General features: G+C 40.3%; 15 protein-coding genes, 1 tRNA gene and 1 pseudogene. 10 read left to right on the top strand and 7 right to left on the bottom strand.

All coding sequences use genetic code 11. The features are described 5' to 3' along the window. Nucleotides 1-53 precede the first annotated feature (53 nt). Entirely contained in the window at nt 54-608 is a 555-nt protein-coding gene (locus OCU56_RS16980; RefSeq protein WP_261875115.1) for a hypothetical protein, read from the bottom strand. 117 nt (nt 609-725) lie between these two features. On the opposite strand from OCU56_RS16980, the gene OCU56_RS16975 reads away from it, so the two are divergent. Together OCU56_RS16975 and OCU56_RS16970 are read left to right on the top strand one after the other, a co-directional pair. After that, nucleotides 726-1,703 carry a transposase gene (locus OCU56_RS16975; protein WP_261875114.1) on the top strand — a complete coding sequence of 326 codons (978 nt, stop codon included), beginning with the start codon at nt 726-728 and terminating at the stop codon, nt 1,701-1,703. 353 nt (nt 1,704-2,056) lie between these two features. Further along, entirely contained in the window at nt 2,057-2,395 is a 339-nt protein-coding gene (locus tag OCU56_RS16970; RefSeq protein WP_261875113.1) for a cytosolic protein, read from the top strand. 289 nt (nt 2,396-2,684) lie between these two features. Here OCU56_RS16970 and OCU56_RS16965 read toward each other — a convergent pair. Both OCU56_RS16965 and OCU56_RS16960 read right to left on the bottom strand, forming a co-directional pair. Further along, nucleotides 2,685-2,900 (bottom strand): annotated as a pseudogene (locus OCU56_RS16965) (hypothetical protein); the annotation flags it as partial. 361 nt (nt 2,901-3,261) lie between these two features. Further along, the gene (locus tag OCU56_RS16960; RefSeq protein ID WP_261875112.1) at nt 3,262-3,978 is read right to left on the bottom strand and encodes a DnaJ domain-containing protein; all 717 of its coding nucleotides are present in this window, start codon (nt 3,976-3,978) and stop codon (nt 3,262-3,264) included. 157 nt (nt 3,979-4,135) lie between these two features. Here OCU56_RS16960 and OCU56_RS17560 point away from each other — a divergent pair, with 157 nt between their 5' ends. The 3 genes from OCU56_RS17560 to OCU56_RS16950 all read left to right on the top strand — a co-directional run bounded on the left by OCU56_RS17560 (nt 4,136) and on the right by OCU56_RS16950 (nt 5,403). Further along, entirely contained in the window at nt 4,136-4,270 is a 135-nt protein-coding gene (locus tag OCU56_RS17560; protein ID WP_390904873.1) for a DUF1643 domain-containing protein, read from the top strand. Nucleotides 4,271-4,324: 54 nt separating this feature from the next. Continuing rightward, complete coding sequence (locus tag OCU56_RS16955) at nt 4,325-5,152, top strand: HNH endonuclease (protein WP_261875111.1); 828 nt, start codon at nt 4,325-4,327, stop codon at nt 5,150-5,152. Between the two features lie 110 nt (nt 5,153-5,262). After that, entirely contained in the window at nt 5,263-5,403 is a 141-nt protein-coding gene (locus tag OCU56_RS16950) for a hypothetical protein (protein ID WP_261875110.1), read from the top strand. Between the two features lie 102 nt (nt 5,404-5,505). On the opposite strand, the gene OCU56_RS16945 is transcribed toward OCU56_RS16950, so the two are convergent. Then, nucleotides 5,506-5,580, bottom strand: a tRNA-Gly gene (locus OCU56_RS16945). Between the two features lie 451 nt (nt 5,581-6,031). After that, on the bottom strand, nt 6,032-8,980 hold the full coding sequence (locus tag OCU56_RS16940) for a polysaccharide lyase 6 family protein (RefSeq protein WP_261875109.1): 2,949 nt from the start codon (nt 8,978-8,980) through the stop codon (nt 6,032-6,034). Nucleotides 8,981-10,175: 1,195 nt separating this feature from the next. Here OCU56_RS16940 and OCU56_RS16935 point away from each other — a divergent pair. From OCU56_RS16935 to OCU56_RS16925, 3 genes are all read left to right on the top strand, one after another. Further along, nucleotides 10,176-13,091, top strand: coding sequence for a chondroitinase-B domain-containing protein (locus tag OCU56_RS16935; protein WP_261875108.1), 2,916 nt, complete (start codon nt 10,176-10,178; stop codon nt 13,089-13,091). A gap of 493 nt (nt 13,092-13,584) precedes the next feature. Further along, complete coding sequence (locus tag OCU56_RS16930) at nt 13,585-16,557, top strand: chondroitinase-B domain-containing protein (RefSeq protein WP_261875107.1); 2,973 nt, start codon at nt 13,585-13,587, stop codon at nt 16,555-16,557. Between the two features lie 924 nt (nt 16,558-17,481). Next, a complete protein-coding gene (locus OCU56_RS16925; protein ID WP_261875106.1) occupies nt 17,482-20,316 on the top strand; it encodes a chondroitinase-B domain-containing protein in 2,835 nt (944 codons plus the stop codon). A gap of 816 nt (nt 20,317-21,132) precedes the next feature. On the opposite strand, the gene gcvT is transcribed toward OCU56_RS16925, so the two are convergent. Then, nucleotides 21,133-22,251 carry a glycine cleavage system aminomethyltransferase GcvT gene (gene gcvT / locus OCU56_RS16920; protein WP_261875105.1) on the bottom strand — a complete coding sequence of 373 codons (1,119 nt, stop codon included), beginning with the start codon at nt 22,249-22,251 and terminating at the stop codon, nt 21,133-21,135. 153 nt (nt 22,252-22,404) lie between these two features. Continuing rightward, nucleotides 22,405-23,028, bottom strand: coding sequence for a helix-turn-helix domain-containing protein (locus OCU56_RS16915; RefSeq protein ID WP_261875104.1), 624 nt, complete (start codon nt 23,026-23,028; stop codon nt 22,405-22,407). 222 nt (nt 23,029-23,250) lie between these two features. Between OCU56_RS16915 and gcvH the strand changes: the two genes are divergently transcribed. Both gcvH and gcvP read left to right on the top strand, forming a co-directional pair. After that, nucleotides 23,251-23,631, top strand: coding sequence for a glycine cleavage system protein GcvH (gene gcvH / locus OCU56_RS16910; protein WP_261875103.1), 381 nt, complete (start codon nt 23,251-23,253; stop codon nt 23,629-23,631). A 182-nt stretch (nt 23,632-23,813) separates the two neighbouring features. After that, nucleotides 23,814-26,681 (top strand): aminomethyl-transferring glycine dehydrogenase, encoded by a 2,868-nt coding sequence (gene gcvP / locus OCU56_RS16905; protein WP_261875102.1) that lies wholly within the window; start codon nt 23,814-23,816, stop codon nt 26,679-26,681. Nucleotides 26,682-26,889: the final 208 nt, after the last annotated feature.

The raw sequence follows: 26,889 nt of genomic DNA, 5'->3' as shown, positions 1-26,889 counted from the left end.
AAAAAAAAGGAGTAAATGCATATAAACGAACAAGAAATAACAGACTATTTATTTTATTTCAGTAAGTTAGCAAACCAGGCACCAATTCGTGAACCCTTGTTACCATTTTTAGTCAAAAACTCAGAACCACAATAAAACGATCTCGTCCACTCACAACGTAACTGATCCTTTGATGACGAACATAAAGGGCTCAATGCTTCTGCCGCTTCCATTGCATAGTCATTCGCCAATGAAAAATCCATTTTAAGCTGCCCTTGCGCATACAACCAAAGGTGCATAGTTAACCAAAACTCCATCACTAATGGGGATTTAAATGCGTTAGCATGCTCGCTGTTTAACGAACCCTCTATCACCTGCTGCATAGCCACTAAACTGTCTTGCTGCACTAGAAGTTGCTTTAACAAAACCTCATGACGCAAGGTCAACAAACCAAGTAAGAGTTGTAGATCCGAATGTGCAGGATACTTAAGTTTCGATCTCTCAAATAACGCCGTATTTTCTTCACATACCTTAGCCAAAAAAGATTCATCACAACACACCCCTTTAGCCACAGGAATACAAAACCCCATCCCTTGAATCACACCATACAACACATTACTTATAGCCATAACACCCCCAAAAAACTCACCATACCTGATGAACACAAATGTGGCCACCCATTGTAATACCCTATTTGAAAACCATTGACTAAACTTAATGCACGATTTGAATGCAGGAGTAACCTAATGCCTCGCCCTCGAAGAACTCAAATTAGTCTTGAAGATACGCCTTATTATCATTGCTGCAGTCGCGTTGTTAGGCGCGCGTACCTTTGTGGCGACGATGCTTACTCCGGGAAAAATTACGACCATAGGCGTGGTTGGGTTGAATCATTATTACTAAAACTCACATCAGTATTTGCCATCGATGTTGCCGCTTTTGCTATTATGTCCAATCACTTACATGTGGTGTTACACGTTGATATTGAGGCCGCCAACGACTGGAGTGACAGAGAAGTACTTGAGCAATGGCATCAAATATTTAAAGGCGATGAACTCACTCATCGCTTTGTTAAAGGGCATTTACTCCCCCCTGCAGATACCGCAATATTGCAGCATAGGATTGCTACTTATCGAAGTCGCCTTTGTGATATCAGCTGGTTTATGCGTTGTCTTAATGAGCCCATCGCGCGAAGGGCAAACCAAGAAGACAACTGCTCTGGCCGATTTTGGGAAGGACGGTTTAAATCTCAAGCCTTGCTCGACGAGGCTGCGCTAATTACCTGCATGGCTTACGTAGATTTAAATCCAATTAGAGCCAAAATGGCCAAAACACTTGAGCAGTCAGAGCATACCAGCATTCAACTTCGCATTCAGGGGGCTTTAAGAGGAGAGCAACCTAAACGTTTACTGCCTTTTATAGAAAATGAACAGCACAATCAACCTAAGGGCGTGGCTTTTCCGCTAAGTGACTACTTACAACTCATTGATGAAACAGGGCGGTTAATTCGGGATGATAAGCGTGGCGCTATCAGTAGTGGTAGTCAGGATTTACTAGTAAAAATGAATATTGCCCCCGATAACTGGATGACACTTATCACTCAATTTGGCCACTTGTTCCATGGCCCTGTTGGGACACTTGAAGAACTGACATCTTACTGTGAGCATTTAGAAAAGCGGCGACGGCATTTTGCGAAATGTTGCCGATATTTAAAAGAGCACTAATTGTCTAAAGACTGATCGTCTACCTCCACCGAACCTTTAGATAGGTTCAACCCAAACACGCCTAACATTTACAATTTCTAACCTAAATCAACCACTTTCCAATAGCATTACTGTTATTACTAAGTTATTACATAGAATTGAATCAGACTCGTTATCAATTTTTATGTTTCTTATGAAATTTACTATGGGTGTCTTGGATTTGTGGATTTGTTGCTCCATTAAAATCTGCACCCAATACTGCTTCCTACACTGAAGTATTCATCATGTATCGCTTTTGTTTAGCCGCTAAATATCCACTACATTACGCCTCGGATAGTGATAGAATCCCAACATCAAAATGACCGAGAAACTCTATGTTTATCCATCATGTTAACGACATCGACTGGCTGGTGATTACAGCTTTTGAAGAATTTAAAACTCTATTTATCGAAGACGCTGGTGCGATCCCATCTTGCTTCTCTAGAGCTAGTGAATTGAGCCTGATTGATCAAGCCAAGCGCACTTATGGATATTTGCCTCAATTCAGCGGCGTAATCACCGATACGGGCACTTTTCAAAGCAAGGCTAATAAAGAAGATTTGAACCCACAACTTGCCTGCCTTGTGGAGGGACGTGGTCGAGTGTTTATCTATCATGGCGGCTTTGTGGCTTTTGTGGATGACGAACAAACCTTTATTACGCGGATAGACTAAAAGTCATTCAGTTAGTTGCAATCGACATTCCTACCCGTTCATCCGCAAACATTGCGTTTATTCGCAGGGTTCACAATTGAGTAGCCCTCTATGCATAATAGAGTGCTAGAGTTTGTCCAAGCCCCCTGTTGTACAAATTATTCATTTGCAAATTTACTGCTACCTAAATATATTGCAGGACGTTTTGAGTAACTAAGTACCAACTAAGAAGGTTCTAAACAGAAACGTAAGTACACAAAAGGCAAGATTTTAACGTCTTGCCTTATCTTCAATTTAAGCGTACCACTACACTGCCTGTCATCACAATTTTAATAGCACCTTTCTTTGGATCATCGTTATGCCACTCAGGTTTAATCGCGACAATCGCATTATAGAGATCCACGCAAATCCCACGACTCATGACCACAACCATTGTCTTGCCCGGAAATGTAGCAGTACGAGTCGTAAAGTGATGAACCAAATTCTTTGGTACTTGCTTAAAGCGAGGTTCGGCACCGACCAATTTCATCTTCAACCTCATCGTTGAGGATCTCGAATTTATCTTGGTTGAATATTGAGTGTGACGGTCACTGCGTGCTCTAAGAAACTCAACAATGAAGAACTGCTCCATTGAGAACTGAGCTAGTTTCCAAATGTTGGTTTGTTCGTGTAAAATACAGTTGTTAAATTAGATCTGTAATCCTAAGTTTCTTCCCATTAATGAAGATATCTTAAATCTCTTTATTTGTAGCCCAGCTTTTTCCTTCAGTACTTAAGTCATTCAGAAATTGAATATCATCCATTGGTCTTTTGGACAATTTACCATCGAAAGATCGAAGATCTTCATCATCTACAATTACCTTGAAAAACGCCGATTCCATGATTTATCATGATAATGATATACCTGCAACGATGAGAATAATTACATAAATAAATACTAAAAATACACCTATAGCTAATGAATCATTATCATTACATTTTATATTGCGAGGATCTCCATATTGACTAATGATTTGTTCTATTGTTTTCGTAGAAGCCTCACTCCCAAAAAAAACCAACGCTTTATTTAATTCAAGTGCAGCGACCTTATTCCCTTTTTTTAAATAAGATAAGCCTAGTTGTTGGGCAATAGAGTCTTGTCCAAAGTTACGAATGAGGAAATCATTTTGAAGTTCTATAGCGAGCCGGTTTGCTAAAATATAACTAAACGCTTTTTGTTTTAATACTTCAGACTTGAATGTATCTGAAAGGTTCTTATTGATGATTAATAGATTATCGGCAATACTTACAAGATCCGGATAGAATTGGGTAGCATATTCCCAATTTTCATCTGCATTATTTTTGTTTGTTTGCTTTTTTTCTTTCGATTTTGTTTTATTAACACATTCTATTTCAATGTCATAAGCTTGGCGCTTTATGGGGTCATTTAGAACTTGATATGCCATATTAATCTTTTGCATCATTTCATTAGCAAACTTCTTATCACCTTTATATGTGTCAGGATGATATTTTTTAGCTAAGGCTTTATATGCACCACGAATGACTGATCCGTCAGAGTCGGGTAAGACATTCAAGATCGTATAGTAGGTTTCTATGTTTGACATGTATTTTAGGATTAAGAGATGAATATGATGTTAATTGTACTAACTCATAAATAGGACGAGGAGTAGTAAACTATGTTTTTATTATTAGCAGTTTCTTCAACTCTACACTTCCACCTTATATTTCAAACTTCTGGCTTCATCACCTGTCCGCTTATGTATGGCGAACCTTTTTACCTATCGAACTACTCAGCCAGAAGACATGAAAAAAGCACCAGATCCAATCGGCGACAAAAACCGCTTTAGAGTAGTTGCACTAAGGCGCTTTTGTCCCGAGTATTGTTGCTACACATAAAATCAGGTAGTAATCTATCTTTCATCTTGATGAGCATATTTGTAGGGAATTAAAATGCGTTCAGACGTTTTAAGGTGGAGTCATTATAAAGGAGGCGCTGTAAACGAACCTTTCATAGACCTATTCCGTTCAGGTCCCGTTTCGCGAGAAGAATTTAGGTTTATTATGGAGAACTCAAGCGAAAATGTTCGTAGGCATGAGCACAGACACTATCTTCCTATAATGCAATGTTTGAATGCGATTCACTACAGCGAAATCTACCGTTATCGAGGGATTGACCTGACCGATAATGACTTTATCAATGGTAAACGTGTTAATTTTATTAGCTTTTTAAATCGTCTATCAATTGCTCCAATATCAGACTCTACTTTTCAAAAACTTATTATAAGCGACAACACAACGGCGAACTTTCAAGCTAAAAAACAAAATGTGATACCACTTGCTAACACCATTCGCACCCTTGCTAACAACCTGCACGACCTTCCAATGTACTCCAATCGTGAAAATGATTTAGGTGGTATGCACTCCGCCGATAAAGTGCAGTATGATTTAGACAAAGAAATCTCGGAGTCGATGAAAGACACTTCTGAAAATCGTCGCAGAAGGTTAAAGTCAACTCCTAATAATCCTGAGAAAATCCAAACGGTTTCAACAGCATATCGAAGGAATCCTGATGTTATTGTCGAAGTTCTACTAAGAGCAAATGGTATATGTGAGCGCTGTAAAAAAGACGCTCCATTTAGAAGGCGCAAGGACGAAACACCGTACCTTGAAGTGCATCATATAATCAGGCTTGCAGATGGTGGAGTCGATAGCGTTGAAAATGCGCTAGCACTTTGCCCGAATTGCCATAGAGAACTCCATTTTGGTTCCGAATACTAGAGTTGTAACCTACCTCTAGCCTCAATTCAAACAACTCAAGGAGCTAAGAGCAACTCGCTTTTGTCCCTGTGCGATTTACCATCATATTTATAACAAGTTGGTCATCACAAATGGAACCGTCAAAACCACTATCTTGGGTTAAAGGCGGCATACCAGAGTCTCGTGCTGATGGATTATTTAATAATCTGGTGCAATATTTTGAGGGGCACAACATCGAACGAGAAATTGTGTTTGGTCTCAATCCATTTTGAGACTACTTTGGGAGGGTCATTAATTTACTTTCAGACACACAAAAACCCACAACTAAGTGGTTAATTTTCAGAGGTTTGGAATGGGTAAAGCAGAAAAGAGATTGGAGCGTGCAGCGGGAATCGAACCCGCATCATCAGCTTGGAAGGCTGAGGTAATAGCCATTATACGATGCACGCAACATCGTTTCGACGAGAGACAATATGCCACAATTTAAGAAAATTAAAAGAGTTAATTGGAATATTTTAGGCTTATTTATACTGTTCGAGCAGGTTTTGAGCTAAGTGGGTGAAATTTACTCATCATTATAGCCATTCAGCGGTAATGGGTTATGCAAATTCCCTCGCGTTCAGCATTCTTAGTTGAGTTTCGCCATCGCACAATGCACCTGCGCACTTAAAAAGTACACGTAGGAAACAAACCTCTAGTGGTATCGCAGTATCCACTTTTATCACCCTACCCTTTTTTAGACAAAAAGCCCCCTCTACATAGGTAAAGGGGACTTTATCTCATCAATTAAACGATAACTGTATCGTATTTATTGAGCGTTAGTACGGCTAACCAAACGAACTTCATCGAAGTATGCCACTTCATCAGAATCTGGTTCACCTTGGTAAGCTGCAATTAGTTTTATTGGTCGTTACGAGTCACCAGTCGAATCTCATCGAAATAGCCAACGGCATCGTCACTTGGAGCGCCTTGATAAGTAATAGAGAACTCATCAATACGAACTTCTAGTTCTTTATCACTATCTACTAGAGCTTCTAGCTGCTCTTGAGAGAAGTTTTCAGTATCGATTTCCATGTAAGCAAAGATTTCAACGTCATTGTACGAGCTACTATTAAAGTCAACGGTCACTTGCTTGAAGCAATTTTTAACGCTGCCTTCTGGAGCATCATCCAAATCTTTCACATGCGCACGTGCATCAATAATAATATTGTCGTTACTGTCTTTAACACCATAATGTAAAGTTGACGCAGAATCATCACCTTTGTTATCACAGTAGTACATGCTAAAGGTCATGTCTTTATCCGCTGGAAGGCCGGTTACTTTCTGACTAAGGCCTGGTTTTGCTGTAAAGTCATAGCTATCCTCGCCTTTTTTGAAGCGTACACGAGCAGAGCCATTGGTCACATCATCATTAAATGCTGAGTCACCAGAACTACCTACATCATCGCCACCAACACCTTCGTATTGAACCCAAACATCACTGCTACCACCGTCTTCACGCCACTGGCCTAAATCACCATCTTGAACATCTGCATATAATGTCACCGAATCAGGTAATCCTAAAATAACGTCACCACTAGTATTATCACCCGAATTAAACGGCATAGTAACCCACTGATATGATTCGTCACTCAATACATCTTGCTGATATTTAATTCCTGCAACTTCTAATCGATATGCACCTTTAATAAACGCAGATAAGACATAATCATGGTTTGGTAAAAGCTCAACCTCTTGACTCAAAGATTCATTAAGTTTCACTTGAACACTGCCATTACGTGCAAAAGAGTCAGACCCCGTCACAAGAGTAGCACTTCCAGACCAAGCATCTAGACCATGATCAAAGGCCGCATTAGCAATGGTGGTTTCAACCATAATAGGTGTTGGCTTATCTAACGTATAATGTGTAGGACCAACATCTGCGTAGCTTAGTGGTTTAAAGAGTCTGGTTTCATCTGATACCTCATCTGCGCCAACTAGCGTAGTGTTAGAGCGAGCCTGTCCATCCATATCCAGAGTAACAGCGGTAAAACTGCCTTTTTCGTAATCACTCAACGCATCTAAGTTTGGAGAAGAATCCGTTGGACGGTATAAACCATCATCGGAATGCTTAGCTAAATAGGCTTGTGTAAATTCAAATCCAGATGAGTTTTTGATTCCATCATCATCAGATAAAGATTCCCCATGTACAATGTTTCCAGAAATAGAAGAGGATTCTGGTACTCCACGACCATCACTTCTAAATACAGGACCAATGGCTTGATCAACTAAGTTATTTGATAAAAATACATTTCTAGGTTGCATCTTTTTACCACCGCCATCAAGGTTAAGGCTGTTGACACTATCGACTACGGTGTTATGTGCTAAGTGCACATTGTCTACTTGCTGGTAACCATTATCGCTATCACCTGCACCATCTGAACCCAATAATACAATGCCACCGTGGTGAGTTGTACTCAGATAACGTGCACCTTCAATGTAGTTATTGGTGACAGAATGATCTCCATCCACGATTCGTAAGCCGCCCGACAGAGGGAAATCATCACTGATAATAAAATTATTATCAATCGTTGAACCATGACCATGACGGTTAGTCAAAGAACCATAGCTATTTCTAATCGTGTTATGGCTGATAACGTTATGTGAACCTTTATTTGAGATGACTTCAGCTTCACCCTGAATTTGTTCAAATAAATTAGCAACAACAAAGGAGTTTCCATCATAGTGATGTGTATCACTTAAGCCAGTACGGATAGCTTCATAATCATTGTCACCGCCGTCAGCGTATAACTTATTATCTGCCGGAGCTCTGTTCGCAATGTAGTTTTTATACACAACAATATCTTGAGCTAAAGATTCATATATAGTTGCTTCATCCCAGCTACTATCTACCCAACGGTTAAACGAGATCATTGGGTTTTTAGCCGTTTTACCACTGATGATATTGTGATCAAGCCAAATATGCTGACCGTAAATATGAACTAAGATGCCATAATCTTTCTCAGTTACTGCATCGATAATTGAAACTTCGGTGATACGACAGTGTTTACACAGGTCTAGAGTTGCTAATCGCGTGCTGATCAATTGGTTATTAAATTCAACACCATCAAACACGAAACCTTGTAGTTGAGTGTAAGTTCCGCCCATAATGACTTCAACTTCACCGCCATTAATGATGGCTTTACCTGGGTTCTGTGCAGCAACTTTAATTGGTTGATCTTCGGTACCAGGGCCTGCAAATTTGATCTCTAATCCTTGACTATATTCACCATCAGCAAGACACAAAGTAGTACCAGGAGCCATTTCAGTACTTACTGCTTCTTCTAGTTCAGAGGTTGATGTGAACACCTCTGTACAGTTTACTTCTGGTACTTCTTGGACCCCTAACGGAATCCCTGTCGCGCTATAACCGGCGTCAGGGGTAATAGGAGGTAAAGGAGTCGAATCATCAGGATCCGTAGGGGTATCAGGAGTAACTGGGATAGACGGTTCAATTGGCGTAGCTGGAATTGACGCATCTGGATTTGAGCCATCAGGATCTTCATCAGGAGTAACCGGGATAGACGGTTCAATTGGCGTAGCTGGAATTGACGCATCTGGATTTGAGCCATCAGGATCTTCATCAGGAGTAACCGGGATAGACGGTTCAATTGGCGTAGCTGGAATTGACGCATCTGGATTTGAGCCATCAGGATCTTCATCAGGAGTAACCGGGATAGACGGTTCAATTGGCGTAGCTGGAATTGACGCATCTGGTTGATTATCAGAATCCGTATTTTCATTACTAGACGTATCATTACAACCTACTAATGCCAAGCCTATTAAGATAGCTAGAATATTCTTGTTCATCTTCCCTCTTATTTTATTTCAAATAGTAAATCTATGTTTCCATATTTTATTAGATATTTGAAAAAGACCAAGCGATCGAGATCTCACTTGTCATACATAAGTATTATACGACCACAGCACCACGCTCACCCATCCATATTAATTCCCTTTAATTACAATAACTTAGGAGAAACAGGCGCAGATAAAACATTCACCGCATGAATACTCAAAACCTTGATATGCCTCACGCTTCTTAAGCATCAATATTTATAATATTGTTTTGTCAGCACAAAAATAACAAGCAAACATGTCAATTAAGGCTAATTGCGCAAGTATTTAATATAAGAATATTAATTCATTCAAACGGTTGTTTATTCGTATTATTTATTCAACGTAATCTGAGATAGCATTCCATCATCAATGTTCAGATGACTATAGTGGATAGACTTATGATCAATGATGCATAGAGTCTTTATTGCTAATTGGGTGAGTTATAAGTTGTGAGATATCAACCGATTATTTAATTCTCTACCATTACATATGGACTCTTCATTTATATTTTAAATATATACATACGCCCAACGGTGCATAAAAAGATCCGAGTTCAGGTTATGCTTATAACATTAATAAACAGAGGGGATTTTTTTCTGGCCATAGAGGTAGGTATTGCAAATATCTATGCCCAGATGTTCTATGAATACAGTTCTATTTCGCAGCACCTCTCTAAGCAATTTTATATACATTTAGATATGAAAACACACACCTTACTATGTGATTGTTATTATATTAAATAGCAAAGAAGTCCATTGATAGCACCTAAAAATAGCAGGTAGGTATACTAAAAATATGCTCATACTATTCCATAAATAAGGCATAATATCTTAGCAACCCTTATCTATTCATATTGTATATCACCTCCAACTATCGTGATGTAACTCTCATTATTAAGACATTAATTTCACATACAAAAGCTTAATTTCAAATTTTACTCATATTCTTCAAGTGATCTAAATCACTTATATAATTAAATAATACAAATTAAACAACGGCTTGATATTATTATAAAAACCTTAAAAAACAGATAGTTAATAATCCCAATAATATGAATTATTATTTATGAAATGGACTCTGCATAAATAATAGGATGTAGATCACAAACTAAATCATTTCAAAACGTAACAATTACTGTATGAATCACATATACGAGTAAATAATTATGAATAAAAATATATTGGCTATTTTTATTGGACTTGCACTAGCAGGCTGTAATAGCAGTTCTAACTCAGCGCCAAAAACAAATACACAAACAAAAACCCCTGTCGCGACCATATCTAAGACGGCGACTTCTAATACTCCCTCCTCCACTAAAACAGAGACTCCAAAAATAACGCCGAGTGAGTCAATAAAAACGCCAGCTAAACCTACAACAAAGGCTTCGCCTTCTACAGTTGAAAGTAACGCAATGGCTACACAAACCAAAGCAACAGCAATCAGCCAACCGGCAAATACACTGCCAATAGCAACACTTAATACTGATTATGATACCGTCTTCAAATCTTCTGGTATTCCTGAGGGCATCACGCAAATTCCTAAAGTGAACTGCTCAGAAACATTCAGTTCATTAACAGACTTAACAGCAAAAGCAAAAGAACTCACTAGTATTGCTGATAAAGCCATCGAAGAAGCGCAAGAAAATGGCACTACAGCGACTAATGTAAACAAAGGCAAAACCTTATGTTTAGCTGATGGGGAGTATACTAACGGCGGTTCTAAACTTAATTTAAAAATAAACGGATTTACCGTTGCAGCCGAACATTCAGGTGCAGCAAAAATTAAAGATATCGAAGTCGCTATTGCAATGAGCGGTGAAAACAGTGTCTTACAAGGTTTCATCTTTGATAAGACAGGTTTTGGTGGTGCATTTATCCAAACTCGTGGTAACCACAGCCTCCCTTGTAATGATTGCCGCATTACAGAAGTGTCTATTCTTAGCCCTAATCCCCTAAAAGATTACGGTAATATACTTAAGATTTACGGTCATAATGTATGGTTTGACCACAGCATAATTAGTGGTAAAACCAACGCTAACCCTATGATTTCTTTTGTTCGTGAAAAAGGCCTCACCGAAGCACAAAAAGCTAAGAATATTGTTGTTTACAAAAACTATATCGCTAACCGACCTCCTGTTGACGGTAAAATCTACCCAGGAAATGACAATGATTACGAAGCAATTCGTACCGGTTTAAGTGAAACCCACGGCCAATCAAGTCACTCATTCGTTGTGGGTAACTTTTTTGAATATATCCAAGGGGAAGCGGAAGTTGTTTCAAACAAAGCCAGTGATAATACCATTAGCTTTAATACCATTCGTAACAGCTATGGTTCATTGACTAATCGCCACGGACACAATAATAAAATTGAAAACAACTTTATTATTGGTGACGGTTACCCACAATCCGGTGGTATTCGTATTGTTGATGCCGGCCATCAAGTTAACAACAACTATATTGAAGGGGCTCGTTACCTTGGTACAACCCACCACGGTGGTATTGTGTTACTTGGTTCAGATAGCCATAGCGACTCAGGTACTGGTAACGGTTATCAACCCGTTAAAAATGTCCACATCACCAATAATACGATTGTAGACAGTGTTAACAGTTTAAATCTGGATGGTGGTGGTAAAAAATACCAACCAACCAATGTATTTATTGAAAACAACATTGTAGATAAAGCTATTGGCTCTATTTTTAGAAGCTCAGACCGTGGTTTACCACCAGATTCAGAAATTTTAGGTAACTTCTTATCGGGTGCAACAGTTGCTGACACAGATAAAATCACCATCCCTCAACTGGCCAATAACCATTTTGAATCTGCAGGTCTTGAACGCAGTAATGAAAATGGCCTATTTAGACCAACAACCAACTCACCAAGCCTAAATGTTGCCATTACAGCAGATAACAAAGGTAACGTTGTCATTCCTGCCATTGATATGGATGGACAACGTCGCAGTGATCCAACCTTTGTTGGCGCGGATGAAATTAATAACAAAGTTATCCGTACCATTCAGCCATTAAGTTTTGCTGACGTTGGTCCTGTTAACTATAAAGTAGATAAACCTGAACCTATTGTTGTTACTGCGCCAATTAAAAATAGTAACTTTAGCAACTGGACAGAAAACTGGACTGGTGACAATGCAACAACTATCACTGGTGTCAATGCGTTTTCTGGTAAAACATTACAATTGGATAACAACGGTGCCGTCACTCAAGATGTGGCAGTATTACCTAACCATCATTATGTAATGAGTGCGTTTGTAAAAGGCAGCTATGCCCTTTCTGTGGAAGGGACCGATGTCATTAAAGACAATGTAGCTAAAGGCAATATCTCCGGTGATCAGTACAAATGGGTAAAACTACCTTTTGATAGTGGTTCAAATGACCAAATTACTGTATCACTTGCCATTCCAAAAACCGTCACGGTTAACGCAGATGTTGTTGATGCAGACTTTAGTGACTATAAAAATGGCCATAAAGAAGGCTGGACTGAACACAAAGATAACGCTGATGTCGGTAGCTCAAGTGACAGTGCGTTCTCTGCAGGCGGTTCTGCTCGTATGCGCTTTAAACATAGTGATGATGCAACCAACGACTTCACATCTGAACCAAGTATCAGCCAAGTCGTTACTGGACTACCAGAGAACACTGACGTGACTTTCTCTATCTACTACTGTAACCAAATGAAAGATGACGCACATCTTGCTAGCCTTCACTTTGGTGCTAGAGAAGTAGCTAAAACCTCTCTTGCAGGTAATATTTTGAGCGAAGCAAACGTTCATACTAGCGACCTAAAAAATGCACCTAGTGGATCTAAAAAAGATTGCTTCAAAAAAGCGACTACGTCATTTAATACAGGGGCTAACACTAGCGTAGAAATCTTCGCTGGTATGGCGGTTGCCGCAAATGATATTGATGCTGTGAAAGCAAGTGCGGCTTACAACAATGGTGATAGCGGTAAATTTGAAATCCGCGTTGATAACCCAACACTTTCTTATGAAGGTCCTGCAGCGGCTGGTTTAGTGGGTAACTTTGATGAAGTGCGTATTGCAACTCGTACTGACCAAAAAATTAAATAGTCGACTCATCTAACTTAGTGACATAATAAATAAGCGCCTTAGTGAAACCTAAGGCGCTTTTCTTTGTTTTCTTCATAATCCATTTTAATTCTATTCCACATACTTCATATTTACCCAGCACACTTCTATTATAGATTGTTATTATCACCGTAGCATATAGTGAGCTATGAAAGTGAATTAATGCCAACGAAAGCAACTCAATACAATTGATTTAATCATAATTTGAATATGACAATAATTGCATTACCACTATTGAACTAGGCATTAAAAAATTATTTAAACCCACGACAAAGATCACATAAAAACAAATCACTCAATATAATACAAATAAAAGACATAACCACAAACCATTGTTTTAAATGGTAAAAATAAAAATATACACATCAAGTAAAAATAGTCAGAATTAATAAAAACAGTAAACTGCAACTTAGATCACAGCTAAATACTCCCTTAAAGCAATAATTTAATTAAATTTTTGCTTTAAGGGATATTAATGAATAAACACGCTCTGGCCATATTAATCGGATTAGCACTTGTAGGGTGTAATAGTAAATCAAATGACAATCCAGCCACTCAAAAATCATTAAACACCTCGGAAAACGTCTCACAACAGACACAAATACCATCAAGTACCGCGACCCCTTCTACTGCCCCGGAAAAATCCAATGAGAGTATATCTGCAACCGTACTCACGCCATCAACAAAAGTAGCCACGAAAAATGCTGCGCCGCAAACTCAAGCGCCATCAAATACAGCGACACCTTCTACTACACCAGCAAAGTCCAATGAGAGTATATCTGCAACCGTACTCAAGCCTTCGACAAAAGTAGCAGTGACACAACCATCTCAACCGCCATCAACAAATGTCACTCCTCCACTCACAGCCTCTGATCTAAAGTCCGCTGAAAACATATTTAAATCATCAGGTATTCCAGAAGGTGTCACGCAGATACCCGCAGTAAACTGCACCCAAACCTTTGATTCAATAGAAGGATTAACAGATAAAGCAAAAGAACTGACCAAGGCGGCCGACAACGCTGCAGAGGAAGCGGCAAAGCAAGGTACTACCGCAACTAATATTAATGCCAATACGACTTTATGCCTTGATGATGGTGAATACAGTAGCTCAGAGGTCGATTTACGAATTAACGGATTCAAAGTCGCCGCTAAGAACTCAGGCAAAGCCATCATAAAAAATAATGAAGTGCAGGTGACTTTAAGTGGTCGCGACAGTGTCTTGCAAGGGCTGGTATTTGATGGTGTGACTTATGGTAGTCAACTCATTAGTACTCGTGGGCATAGCAATGAAGTGTGTCAACATTGTCGTATTACCGAAGTGGCGGTTGTCAATCCGAAGCCCGCTAAGAAATCAGGTATTCTAGTTAAAATTTATGGGGGTGATATTTGGTTTGACCACAGTATTTTAAGTGGCAAAGTCAATGCTAACCCTATGATCTCATTGGTGCGCGAAAAACGACTTTCACAAGAGCAACTGGCGCACAATGTCGTTGTATATAAAAACTATATTGCCAACCGTCCTCCCGTTGATGGCAAAATTTATCCTGACTCTGGTGACAATGATTATGAAGCCATTCGTACTGGTTTGAGTGAAACCCATGAAAAATCAAGTCATTCATTTGTTGTCGCTAACTTGTTTGAGAACATCCAAGGGGAAGCGGAGGTTATATCCAACAAAGCCAGTGACAATACCATTAGCTTCAACACAATTCGTAGCAGTTACGGCTCTCTCACTAACCGTCATGGCCATAACAGTAAAATTGAAAATAACTTTATTTTGGGTGAAGGTTACCCTCAATCCGGCGGTATTCGTATTGTGGATCACGGCCATCAAGTCAATAACAACTACATTGAAAGTGCCCGTTACCTTAGCTCCACCCACCATGGTGGTATTGTTCTATTAGGTTCGGATGGTGCTGGCGATGGCGACAATGGCTACCAACAAGTTGAAGATGTTCACATCACTAATAACACCATTGTTGACAGTGTGAATAGTTTCAACCTTGACGGTGGTGGTAAAAAAACACAACCAAGGAATGTCTTTATAGAGAACAATATCGTGGACAAAGCCGTCGGTCCCGTATTTAAAAGCTCAAAGCGTGGCTTACCACCAAGCTCTGAAATTTTAGGTAATATCTTCTCAGGTCAAAAAGTAGCAGACAGTGATAAAATCACCGCAGCGCAATTAAGTAGTAATGAATTTGCATCGGCAGGATTACAACGAGATAGCAAAGATAACCTGTATCGCCCTACGGACCAATCACCAAGCTTAACAGCTACCATTACCGCTGATAACAAAGGTGAAATTACAACTCCATCAATTGATATGGACGGTCAATTACGTAACAGTCCAGCCACTATTGGCGCTGATGAAATCAGTACTGCAGAGCACGTTCTTAAACCTCTCACCTATCAAGATGTCGGTCCGCTAAGCTACAAACTAGCAAAACCTGAGCCAATTATGGTTGTAGCAACAATTGAAAATAGTAACTTTGAGCAAGGCATCAACGGATGGCAAGGTCACGGTGCGCAAACGATTACCGGTACTCAAGCCTTCTCAGGTCAAACAGTGCAATTAAGCGACAACGGTTCTCTTAGCCAAGAAATCACTGTGCTACCTAATCATCATTATGTCATGAGTGCATTTGTACAAGGTCACTATGAACTCGCTATTGATGGTATTACTAGTGCTAAAGGTGATGTAACGAGCGATCAATATAAATGGGTAAGAGTGCCGTTTGATTCCGGTGCAAATAACACCGTATCTGTATCGTTGAAGATCCCTACCACTGTAACGGTCAAAGCCGCAATTGCTAACCCCGCAATCGATAAAAGCGATGTGTCTGATTGGATTACACATGAAGATAGCGATGCAGGTCTAGGTGATGTTACTGTTTCATCCGACAGCGCATTCTCAGGAACTGGCTCCATGCGTATTCGCTTCAAAAAAACCGCTGACGCTAACAATGACTTTAGCGCAGAGCCGGGCGTCAGCCAGATAGTGAAAAACTTGCCAAAACATACGGATATGACGTTCTCGGTTTACTATTGTGACAAAATGAAAGATAACTCTCTGGCCAATCTTCATTTTGGCGCTAAAACCGTCACCAGCGAGTCATTAAAAGGCAATACAATTAACGATAAATATGTCAATAACAAAGACTTAACTAATGCACCTAAAGGTTCGAGCAAAGACTGCTTCAAGCAAGCTAGCACTACCTTCAACACAGGCGATAATGATCAAGTTGAGCTCTTTGCGACTATGGCGGTTGATAAAGACGCAATAGCAAAAGATCAAGTAAGATCCGACCAATACTACAACAACAGTAGTGAAAGTAAGTTTGAAATACGCGTTGATAATTTTGCCTTGCAATACGAAGGTAAAGCCAATGACGGACTCACTGGAAACGTCGATGAAGTGCGTGTGGCAACACGTAACGATCAATAACCTAAAGCAATAGTTGATTGCACTTCAAAATAGACGCCATTTATTGGCGTCTATTTTTTTACTGGCTAAAAACACGGCCTGTTGTTTTGTCATGCCAATCTCAATGAGTAAATGATTAGAAGTGGTGCAGGAAAATCACTTGAGAACAGGCGAATATTTTTGATAAGTCGTCATTCTACAATCGGTGTTTAACCACCTAGGCTGCTCAGTGGTTGACTACGATTGATATCAGGGCCCATCTCTCTAGCTAGTTACTGTCGTTTGTTTAGCCTTGTGTACCTCGCCCCTATCGACCTTTACCATGATTAGATAGGTTGGTAGCGTATAAGCCACATTGCGCTCCCTGAGGCTCAGCAGAGCTTATATAACACCCATAACACTTGTAGTTGGCATTATTTATCCAGAGTTAACATTTTAGATTTTATTATACCCAATTTATTCAATTTGCGAGTAATTATCCAGTATTTATTTATTTTAATTTGACGACTACCTAAATACACATACAAATAAATAGATTAGTAGCATGCAAATAATGTAATAAGATCAGTAATAACTGCCAGGATCTCCATTTTAAACTTAATTATTTATCAAAATTAATAAAGATATATTTTTAATGTCACTATTAATTATAGGCACTTTGTTTCATCATTTATAGGCATCCTGTTTTATTGCAACATCTATTTATGGCCATATATCCATTTATTTTATACTTATAATATTTTGACATCCGTCACAGAGTTAATATAAGGACAGAATAAGAAATAATACACCTAAGTTATTGTTTGCAATAGATAAAACACCCATTTGTATTATTAAAATACTTAATGGCGATATTATTTAAATAGAAAACACAATATATGTCACAGTTTAAATACCCTCTAGCCGTAATATTTTGTAAGCAAACATTACTGGGAGGTAATTAGAATGAACAAGCATGCATTAGCAATTTTAATAGGATTAGCGCTTGCAGGGTGTAATAGTGGCTCAAACCATACATCAGCAACAAAAACGACTACTCCAGCAGCACAACAAACTACAAGTGCACAACCAAGTGCACAACCAAGTACACAACCAAGTGCACAACCAAGTGCAACACAAAAACAAGATACAAATACTCAAGCAAAACCAGTAGCAGTTGTAAAACAAGCTCCTGTAAAACAAGAAACATTAACAGCAGCAACAGCGTTTGATATTAGTTTACAACCTGTCGCTGCGTTAAAAGCTGACGCTAATGATGAAGCTTTTCTTACCTCTGGTATTCCAGAAGGTGTGACTAAAGTTCCTCCAGTGAAATGTGATAAGGTAGTTAACTCCATAAAAGCTGTAAATGAAACATTTGACGGCGATTCCGATCAACCTATCGCAGGTGGCCAGACTTTATGTTTAGCCGATGGCACTTATGAAGGCAAAGAACTTGAGGTTAACTTACTAGGTGGCCAAAAATTTGCGGCTCAACACCCAGGTAAAGCTATCATTAAAGGCGGTACGTTCTACATTCAAATGGGTGGTGAAGGCTCGACACTTCAAGGCCTAGTTCTAGATCATGTACATTACGAATATGGTCTCATCAATACTCGTTTTAGTAATGACGGATTCTGTCAAAACTGTCGCATCACTGAAATGACGATTATTGGTGCTAAAACTGATGCTGAGTGGGGGGCTGAGTGGATTAAAGTCTACGGTGGCGGTACATGGATTGACCACAATATCTTCACTGGTAAAACAGATAAAAAACCTGTTGTTTCATTCATTCGTGAAAAAGGTCTAAGTGAAAAAGGACGCGCGCACGGCATTGTAGCTTATAAAAACTATTTCGGTAACCGCCCACCAGCGGACAATAAGCTATATCCTGGTGCTAAAGATAATGATTACGAAGGTATTCGTACTGGCCTAAGTGAAACTCACACTGAAGCAAGTAAGTCATTTGTTGTTGGTAACCTTTTTGAAAACATGCATGGTGAAGCTGAAGTTGTTTCAAACAAAGCTAGCTTTAATACCATCAGTTTCAATACCGTTCGAAACAGCTATGGTTCACTGACTAACCGTCATGGTAGCGATAATACATTCGAGAATAACTTTATTCTTGGTGATGGTTACCCAATGTCTGGTGGTCTTCGTATTGTTGATAAAAACCACCAAATTAACAACAACTACATTGAAAGTGCCCGTTACCTAAGTACAACTCACCACGGTGGTATTGTGCTACTTGGTTATGATGGTGCCGATGGTCCAACAAGTAATGGTTATCAACAAGTTGAAAATGTTCACCTATCTCACAATACCATTGTTGATAGTGTTAACAGCTTAAACGTTGATGGTGGTGGCAAACCTCACCAACCAAAACAAGTTTACTTTACCAATAACATTATTGACCATGCCATTGGTCCTGTAGTGAAAAGTCATGACCGCGGTTTACCACCACAGTCAGAGTTCTTAGGTAACATCTTATCTGGTCAAAAAATCTCAGATAGTGATAAAATTGGTAAATCATCATTGGGTGATACTAATATCTTTGAATCTGCGCACTTAGTAAAAGATCCAGCTACTGGTGTTTATCGTCCAACCGTGTCTACACCAAGCTTGACGGTTACAGTCAATGGCGACAACAGCGGTGTTGTTCATCCACTAAAATACGATATGGACGGTCAATTACGTAATGACCCATCATTCATTGGTGCTGATGAAGTCAATGCAAACTCACAACGTACAATTGAACCATTAACTTATGCTGATGTTGGTCCTGTAAGCTATCATCCTGAAAAACCTGCACCTATCGTAGTAACTGCTGATATTAAAAACAGCGATTTCTCTAAAGGTACTGAAGGATGGACTGGCAATGGTGCAGACACTGTTTACGGTGCCAATGCATTCTCAGCTCCAACATTGCAAGTAAGTGATAATGGCGCTGTTAGCCAAGAAGTGACTGTACTTCCACATCATAAATATGCACTAAGTGCTTTTGTTAAAGGTGATTACGAGCTAGCGGTTAATGAGATTGCTGATGCAAAACTTGCCGGTCATCTAGATGAATACAAATGGTTAGAAGTTCCATTTGATTCTGGTGACAACACTAAAGTCAATGTATCACTTAAAGTTCCTGGCAATGTGAAAACTAGCGTGAAAGTAGCTGATGCCGACTTCAGTGACTACTACGAAGACACTGCTAACTCAATTTGGACTGAAACCGATGGTTCTACAAAAGGTCTAGGTGATGTTGGTGGCTCTAAAGACAGTGCATTTAGTGGTAAAGGTTCAGTTCGTCTACGCTTCAAGTTTGATGATGATGCCGTTAACGACTTTACGAAAACACCATCTGTTGCTCAAGTTATTAATGGCATTCCAGCTAATACAGATATGACCTTCTCTGTCTACTACTGTGATAAAATGGGTGACAGTTCACTTGCTAACTTGAAATTTGGTGCCCAAACCGCTACAGGCGATGCAATTGATAATGCTGTAACAGTTGTTCATAACAAAGACTTAGCTAATGCGCCTAAAGGCAGTAACAAAGACTGCTTCAAGCAAGCAAAAGTAAGCTTTAACTCTGGTGACAATACTAGCGTGAAACTTTTTGCTGCACTTCAAGTTAAACCTGAAGACCAAACTAAAGTTCAATCTGACAGTAACTACACCAACGGTAAATTCGAAGTACGCTTAGATAACTTCGCTCTTACTTACGATAAAGGTGCTGATAGCGATATGATTGCAAACTTTGATGAGATTCGTCTAGAGACACGTACTGACGTGACTACTAAATAAACGAATTAAGTCAAATACATAATTAACCAGCGCCTCTTATGAGGCGCTTTTTTTTGCATTGTACAAAATACATTAAAACCCGCCTCTTTACGTTTAAAAAGAGCGCTCTAATAGAGTGCCTATCCTACTGCCGATGATTCTCACACCGTCTACAAATTGACGAGTGATATGATACCAATCGTAGTAATTAACTGATCATTCTAGCTTGTTAAAACACATGATAACGGCGTTGCAATTTTTGAATGTAGAACAACTACTTATCAAAAATAGCGCCTTGTTCTCAAGTGTTTTTCCTGCGCTATTTCTGACCACTTAATTACTGTGATTGGTATGACTTATTATGGATGGAAAAGGCGCTAGGCTAATCGGTTACGACAACTGAGCGATTCAACAATACCACTACAAACAATACCACTAGATAGGCTCTTTACATGCTAGGAAGTTGAGTATGATAAGCAACATAACCAAGCATAATATCAACCAATAGATTGTTCTCTGCCGTTTGTCCTGCGCTATTTATAAACATTGAATTACTGTGATACCAATCGTACTAAATAACGGGTCATTCTAGCTTGTTAAAATACTCGATAACTGCGTTAGAATTTTTGATTGTAAAATAACGACTTATCGAAAAATCCTGCCTTGTTTTCGAGCATTTTTCCTGCGCTATTTCTGATCACTTACTTAGTGTGATTGGGATGATTAAAGGTACAGTGAGATGGGCAGTTGGCAGATCTAAAAAGGGGGCAATCATGCCCCCTTTTATTATCAGTTTAGATACAGCCTAAACGGTATATTTATGGTTGTTGGCTCAAATTAGCCACGGTAATAACGTTGTGGCACAAATGGCATTTTTTCAACCGTCATTGGCAGTTTTTTGCCACGAACTTCAGCAAAAACCTCCGTCCCTGCGGCCATTAAATCTTTGCGTATATAAGCCATAGAGACAGGTTTGCCTGCGTTAGGACCCGCAGTACCACTTGTCACTACGCCCACTTCGTTATCATCAGCATCGAATAATTTACAGCCTTCACGTACAGGCGCTTTAGTTTGTCCCACTAACCCTACACGTTTACGTTGTACTTCTTTTGTGGCGATTTGTTGTAAAATAATATCTGCCCCAGGGAAACCACCGGCACGCTCACCATCAGCACGACGAACTTTGCTAATCGCCCATAGTAGGCTGGCTTCTACTGGCGTTGTCGTTGTATCTAAATCGTGGCCGTATAAACATAGACCACATTCAAGACGAAGTGAGTCACGAGCGCCAAGGCCAATCCACTCAACCAGTTCAGAGTCGGTTAATTTACGCGCCAAATCTTGTGCTTGTGCATTGGGTACCGAAATCTCAAAACCATCTTCACCCGTATAGCCTGAACGGCTAACAATGCATTCAACGCCCAGTAACTCAAGACGCTGCACATCCATAAACAGCATCTCTTTTACTGCAGGGTTAAGCTCAGCTAATACGTCTACCGCTTTCGGTCCTTGCAAAGCAAGTAACGCACGGTCGTCAATCACTTCAAGCTCTACATCTGCTGGGATATTTGCTTGTAGATGGGCGATGTCTTGCTCTTTACATGCGGCATTCACCACCACAAATAAATGATCACCAAGATTAGCAACCATCAGGTCATCCATAATGCCACCTTGCTCGTTAGTGAAAAAAGCATAACGCTGATTGCCACTAGCAAGATCAATGATATCAACGGGCACTAGCGCTTCAATAGCCGCGGCAGCATTCGCACCTTTAAGGCGCAATTGTCCCATATGAGAAACATCAAAAAGACCGACTGAATTGCGAGTGTGTAAGTGCTCTTTCTTTACCCCTAATGGATATTGAACCGGCATATCATATCCCGCAAACGGAACCATTTTAGCACCTTGCTCAACATGCAATGCGTGCAGTGGGGTTTTCAGTAAAGCTTCAGTCATCGTCTCTCCTTAACTGTGTTCTAAAATAAACGTTGTTCGTTTTGTTCAGAACGACAGATTCTTAATGATTAGTATCCGTTTCTTATCTAAGCAAACGTTTGCTGACACTATAGGAAACTTCGTCTCTGAACACAATAGTGCAGAATACCAACACTACTTTGCCGTCACCCAAAGAATATGAGCATCCTCTTTACTGGATGAAATAAGCGCGTGTCCCATATTTGCATCGTAGTACACACTGTCCCCTTCAACGAGCGTTAAAGGCTCATAAAACTCAGAATAAAAAATGACTTCTCCGCAAAGAATCAAGAGAAATTCCTCGCCATCGTGATGAACCCATCCCTGAAACTCATCAAAACTGCGTGCATGAATCACCGATTTAAATGGCATCATTTTCTTTTGTGTCATTTGGGTAGCCAGCAGTTCATGCTCGTAAGTCACTGTAGGATGTGGCTTCCCCTCCCCCTTCAAGGTAATATCGCGACGACCGCTCGCCCCTTTATTTTCGGGGGGTGCGAACAATTGCGGCATATCAATATTTAATCCAGAGGCCAATTTTTGCATGGCTTGAAAGGTGGGGCTTATTTGTTCATTCTCAATTTTACTTAGCGTTGAACGCGCAAGACCGGTGCGCTGACTGGCCTCTTCAAGTGTCAATCCCAACTGGTTGCGGATTAATTTAATTTTATTCCCTAACTTTATAGGCTCGACACTATTTTCTACCGAAGACTTCTGTAGGCTAAGTGATGGATAGTCATCCAATATAGGTTCTGTCATAAGATCCCTTTTCTAAAAATGAAACAATAATTCTCTAAAAAGAGTGCCTTAAAACCGCCTAGATATGAAGCATTTCAGGGAATATTTAATGAGAGATACCTGTCAAAGTTGAGTTTTTTGTTTCCAATAGGAAATTTCGACTTGAGTATGTGCACAACAGGGTTTATTTTATCTTCATTAATACTTTTTATTATTTCAATCTGATTAAGTTGGAGATACAAAATGGACAACACTCTAAAGTTTGCAGATAGCCATGAGTGGGTTAAAGACAACGGTGACGGTACAGTTACTATCGGCATCTCTGAGCACGCTCAAGAACTGCTTGGGGACGTAGTGTTTGTTGACCTACCTGACGTAGAAGATAGCATTGAAGCCGGTGAAGGTTTTTCACTTGTAGAATCAGTGAAAGCGGCGTCTGATATCTACGCACCAGTAACGGGTGAAATTATTGAAATTAACGAAGAGCTAGAAGATAGCCCAGAATTAATTAATGAAGAACCTTATGAAGGTGGTTGGATTGTTAAAGTGAAACTGGCCGATCCCTCTGAGCTCGATAACTTAACTAACGCTGAAGATTACTTAGCCAGCATTGATGAAGACTAAGTTGCTTTAACGTTTATTGAGAAAAAACAATACATTATAGTATCCCCGCTTTTGCGGGGATCTTGCCATTAAGAGACGTATAGCGCCCTGTGAACCCCAAGACGTAAATATTGTTTTGGGACACTCAGAGAAAACTCAGCGTTCACATCTTTAAAAGGTTTCAAGTAAGGTATAAAGGAATTATGACTGATCTATTACGCAGTTTAAGTACAGACAACGAGTTCGTTGCTCGACATAACGGTCCGAACTTAGCTGATCAACAGAAAATGCTTGAGCGCATCAAAGTACAAAGCCTTGATGAACTAGTTCAACAAACGGTGCCTCAACAAATCCGATTGGAAAAACCATTAACTCTAGACGCCCCACTAAGTGAAGCGGGTATGCTAGAAGAGATGAAAAAGTTTGCTCAGCAAAACCAAGTCAAACGCACCTTTATTGGTCAGGGTTATTACAATACCTTCACTCCTAACGTTATCTTACGCAACGTTCTAGAAAATCCGGGTTGGTACACTGCTTATACGCCTTACCAACCAGAAATCTCTCAAGGCCGTCTTGAAGCCTTATTGAACTACCAGCAGATGATCATGGATCTCACTGGTATGGAAATCGCCAACGCATCTCTATTAGATGAAGCGACAGCGGCAGCCGAAGCCATGACGCTTTGTAAACGTGCGGGTAAGAGCAAAAGTAAAACCTTCTTTGTAGCCGATGATGTACACCCACAAACCGTTGAAGTGATCAAAACCCGTGCGGAGTTTATCGGTTTTGAAGTACTGGTAGACAGCATTGACTCTTTACCAGAGCACGATGTGTTTGGTGCGCTCTTGCAGTACCCAACCACAACAGGTGAAGTAAGAGACTTGACTGACGTTATTGCTCAAGCTCAAGCAAATAAAACCGTCGTGACCGTTGCTACCGATCTATTAGCTTCTACCCTATTAAAGCCTGCAGGCGAAATGGGTGCAGATGTGGTTATCGGTTCAGCACAACGTTTTGGCGTACCTATGGGTTACGGCGGTCCTCACGCGGCGTTTATGGCAACTCGTGATAAGCACAAACGTACTATGCCTGGTCGTATTATCGGTGTGTCTATTGACTCCAATGGCAACCAAGCACTTCGTATGGCCATGCAAACTCGTGAGCAACACATTCGTCGTGAAAAAGCGACGTCTAACATTTGTACTGCTCAAGCGTTACTGGCAAATATGGCGGCATTTTATGCGGTATTCCATGGTAGCGAAGGTTTAAAAACTATTGCTCGCCGTACTCACCATATGACCGCTATTCTAGCAGCAGGCTTGACTCAAGCTGGCTATGAGCTTTGTCACAACTCGTTCTTTGATACTTTAACCATTAACACCGGTGACAGAACCGAGGCCCTTTATGGCGCAGCCCAGCGCGATAATATCAACTTGCGCAAACTGGACGGTAAACTAGGGGTGAGCTTTGATGAAACCACTACAGTGGCGGATATCGCCGCTCTGTTTAGTGTGTTCCAAGTGAGTGAATCCATTGAAGCCCTTAGCAATGAAGTGGCCAATAATGAATTTGCTGCTATTCCTGAAAGCTGTCGTCGTAGTTCAGCCTTTTTAACTCATCCTGTGTTTAACACTTGTCATAGTGAAACTCAGATGATGCGTTATCTAAAACAGTTAGAAAACAAAGACTTTTCACTTACTCACGGTATGATCCCTCTTGGTTCTTGTACCATGAAGCTCAATGCGGCCGCAGAAATGATCCCTGTGACTTGGCCTGAATTTGGTGCTATGCATCCATTCGCTCCAATTGAACAGGCAGCAGGCTATACCGCTCTGGCAAAAGATCTTAAAGCCAAGCTTTGTGAGATCACCGGTTATGATGATTTTTCATTACAACCTAATTCAGGCGCATCTGGTGAGTACGCCGGTCTTATTGCCATTCAACGCTACCACCAGTCTCGTGGCGAAGGCCACCGTAATGTTTGTTTAATCCCAAGCTCTGCGCACGGTACAAACCCAGCATCGGCCTCTATGGTGTCAATGAAAGTGGTTGTGGTGAAATGTGATAACGATGGCAATATTGATATCGAAGATCTTGCCGCTAAAATTGAAAAACACGCAGACAATCTATCTAGCATTATGATCACTTACCCTTCTACGCATGGCGTATTTGAAGAGCAAGTTAAAGTAGTGTGTGACATGATTCATGCTGCTGGCGGTCAAGTTTACCTTGATGGTGCCAACATGAATGCTCAAGTAGGCCTAACTAGCCCAGGCTTCATTGGTTCGGATGTTTCACACCTTAATCTACACAAAACGTTCTGTATTCCACATGGTGGTGGCGGTCCTGGTGTGGGTCCAATTGGTGTTAAATCTCACTTAGCGCCTTTCTTGCCTGGACACATTGAAAATGGCGGACAAGGTAGTGATCACGCGGTTTCAGCAGCGGATATGGGTAGTGCTTCTATTTTACCTATCTCATGGGCCTATATCGCCATGATGGGTGAGCAAGGACTTTCTACTGCAACGGAAGTGGCCATCCTTAATGCAAACTACGTTATGGAACGTTTATTGCCTTATTACCCAGTTCTATATCGCGGTACCAATGGCCGTGTTGCACACGAATGCATCATCGACATTCGTCCTCTGAAAGAAGAAACTGGCATCAGTGAAGAAGATATCGCTAAACGCCTAATGGATTATGGTTTCCACGCTCCAACCATGTCTTTCCCTGTAGCTGGTACACTGATGGTGGAACCTACTGAGTCAGAAGACTTAGAGGAGCTTAACCGTTTCTGTGATGCCATGATTGCTATCCGTAAAGAGATGAACAAAGTACGTGACGGTGAGTGGCCATTGGATAACAACCCATTGGTTAACGCTCCTCACACGCAAGTTGACCTAGCAAGCAGTGATTGGGAACGCCCATACTCACGCGAGCTCGCTGCTTTCCCATCTCGTTCACAACGTAATTGGAAATACTGGCCAACAGTAAACCGTGTCGATAATGTCTACGGCGACCGTAACCTTATTTGCTCATGCCCTAGTATTGATGAGTATGTGGAAGAGTGATTTAGCTGTGCCTATGTATTCTAAATTGGCACAACATGTCTAATTTAGGTTAAATCTCAGCTTGGTGTATTAAAAAATCAGACAAACTTCTGTTTGTCTGATTTTTTTTATCTTAAACACTTCCCTTCCAGACTCAGTTTCTAATCTCGCCAGATACAAAAAAGCTCCGCAATTGCGGAGCCTCATACACTTTTGAGCCCTGTTAAAT

It is taken from the genome of Vibrio rarus (assembly GCF_024347075.1).
Taxonomy (GTDB): domain Bacteria; phylum Pseudomonadota; class Gammaproteobacteria; order Enterobacterales; family Vibrionaceae; genus Vibrio; species Vibrio rarus.
This window is presented reverse-complemented; position numbering and strand designations above follow the sequence as displayed.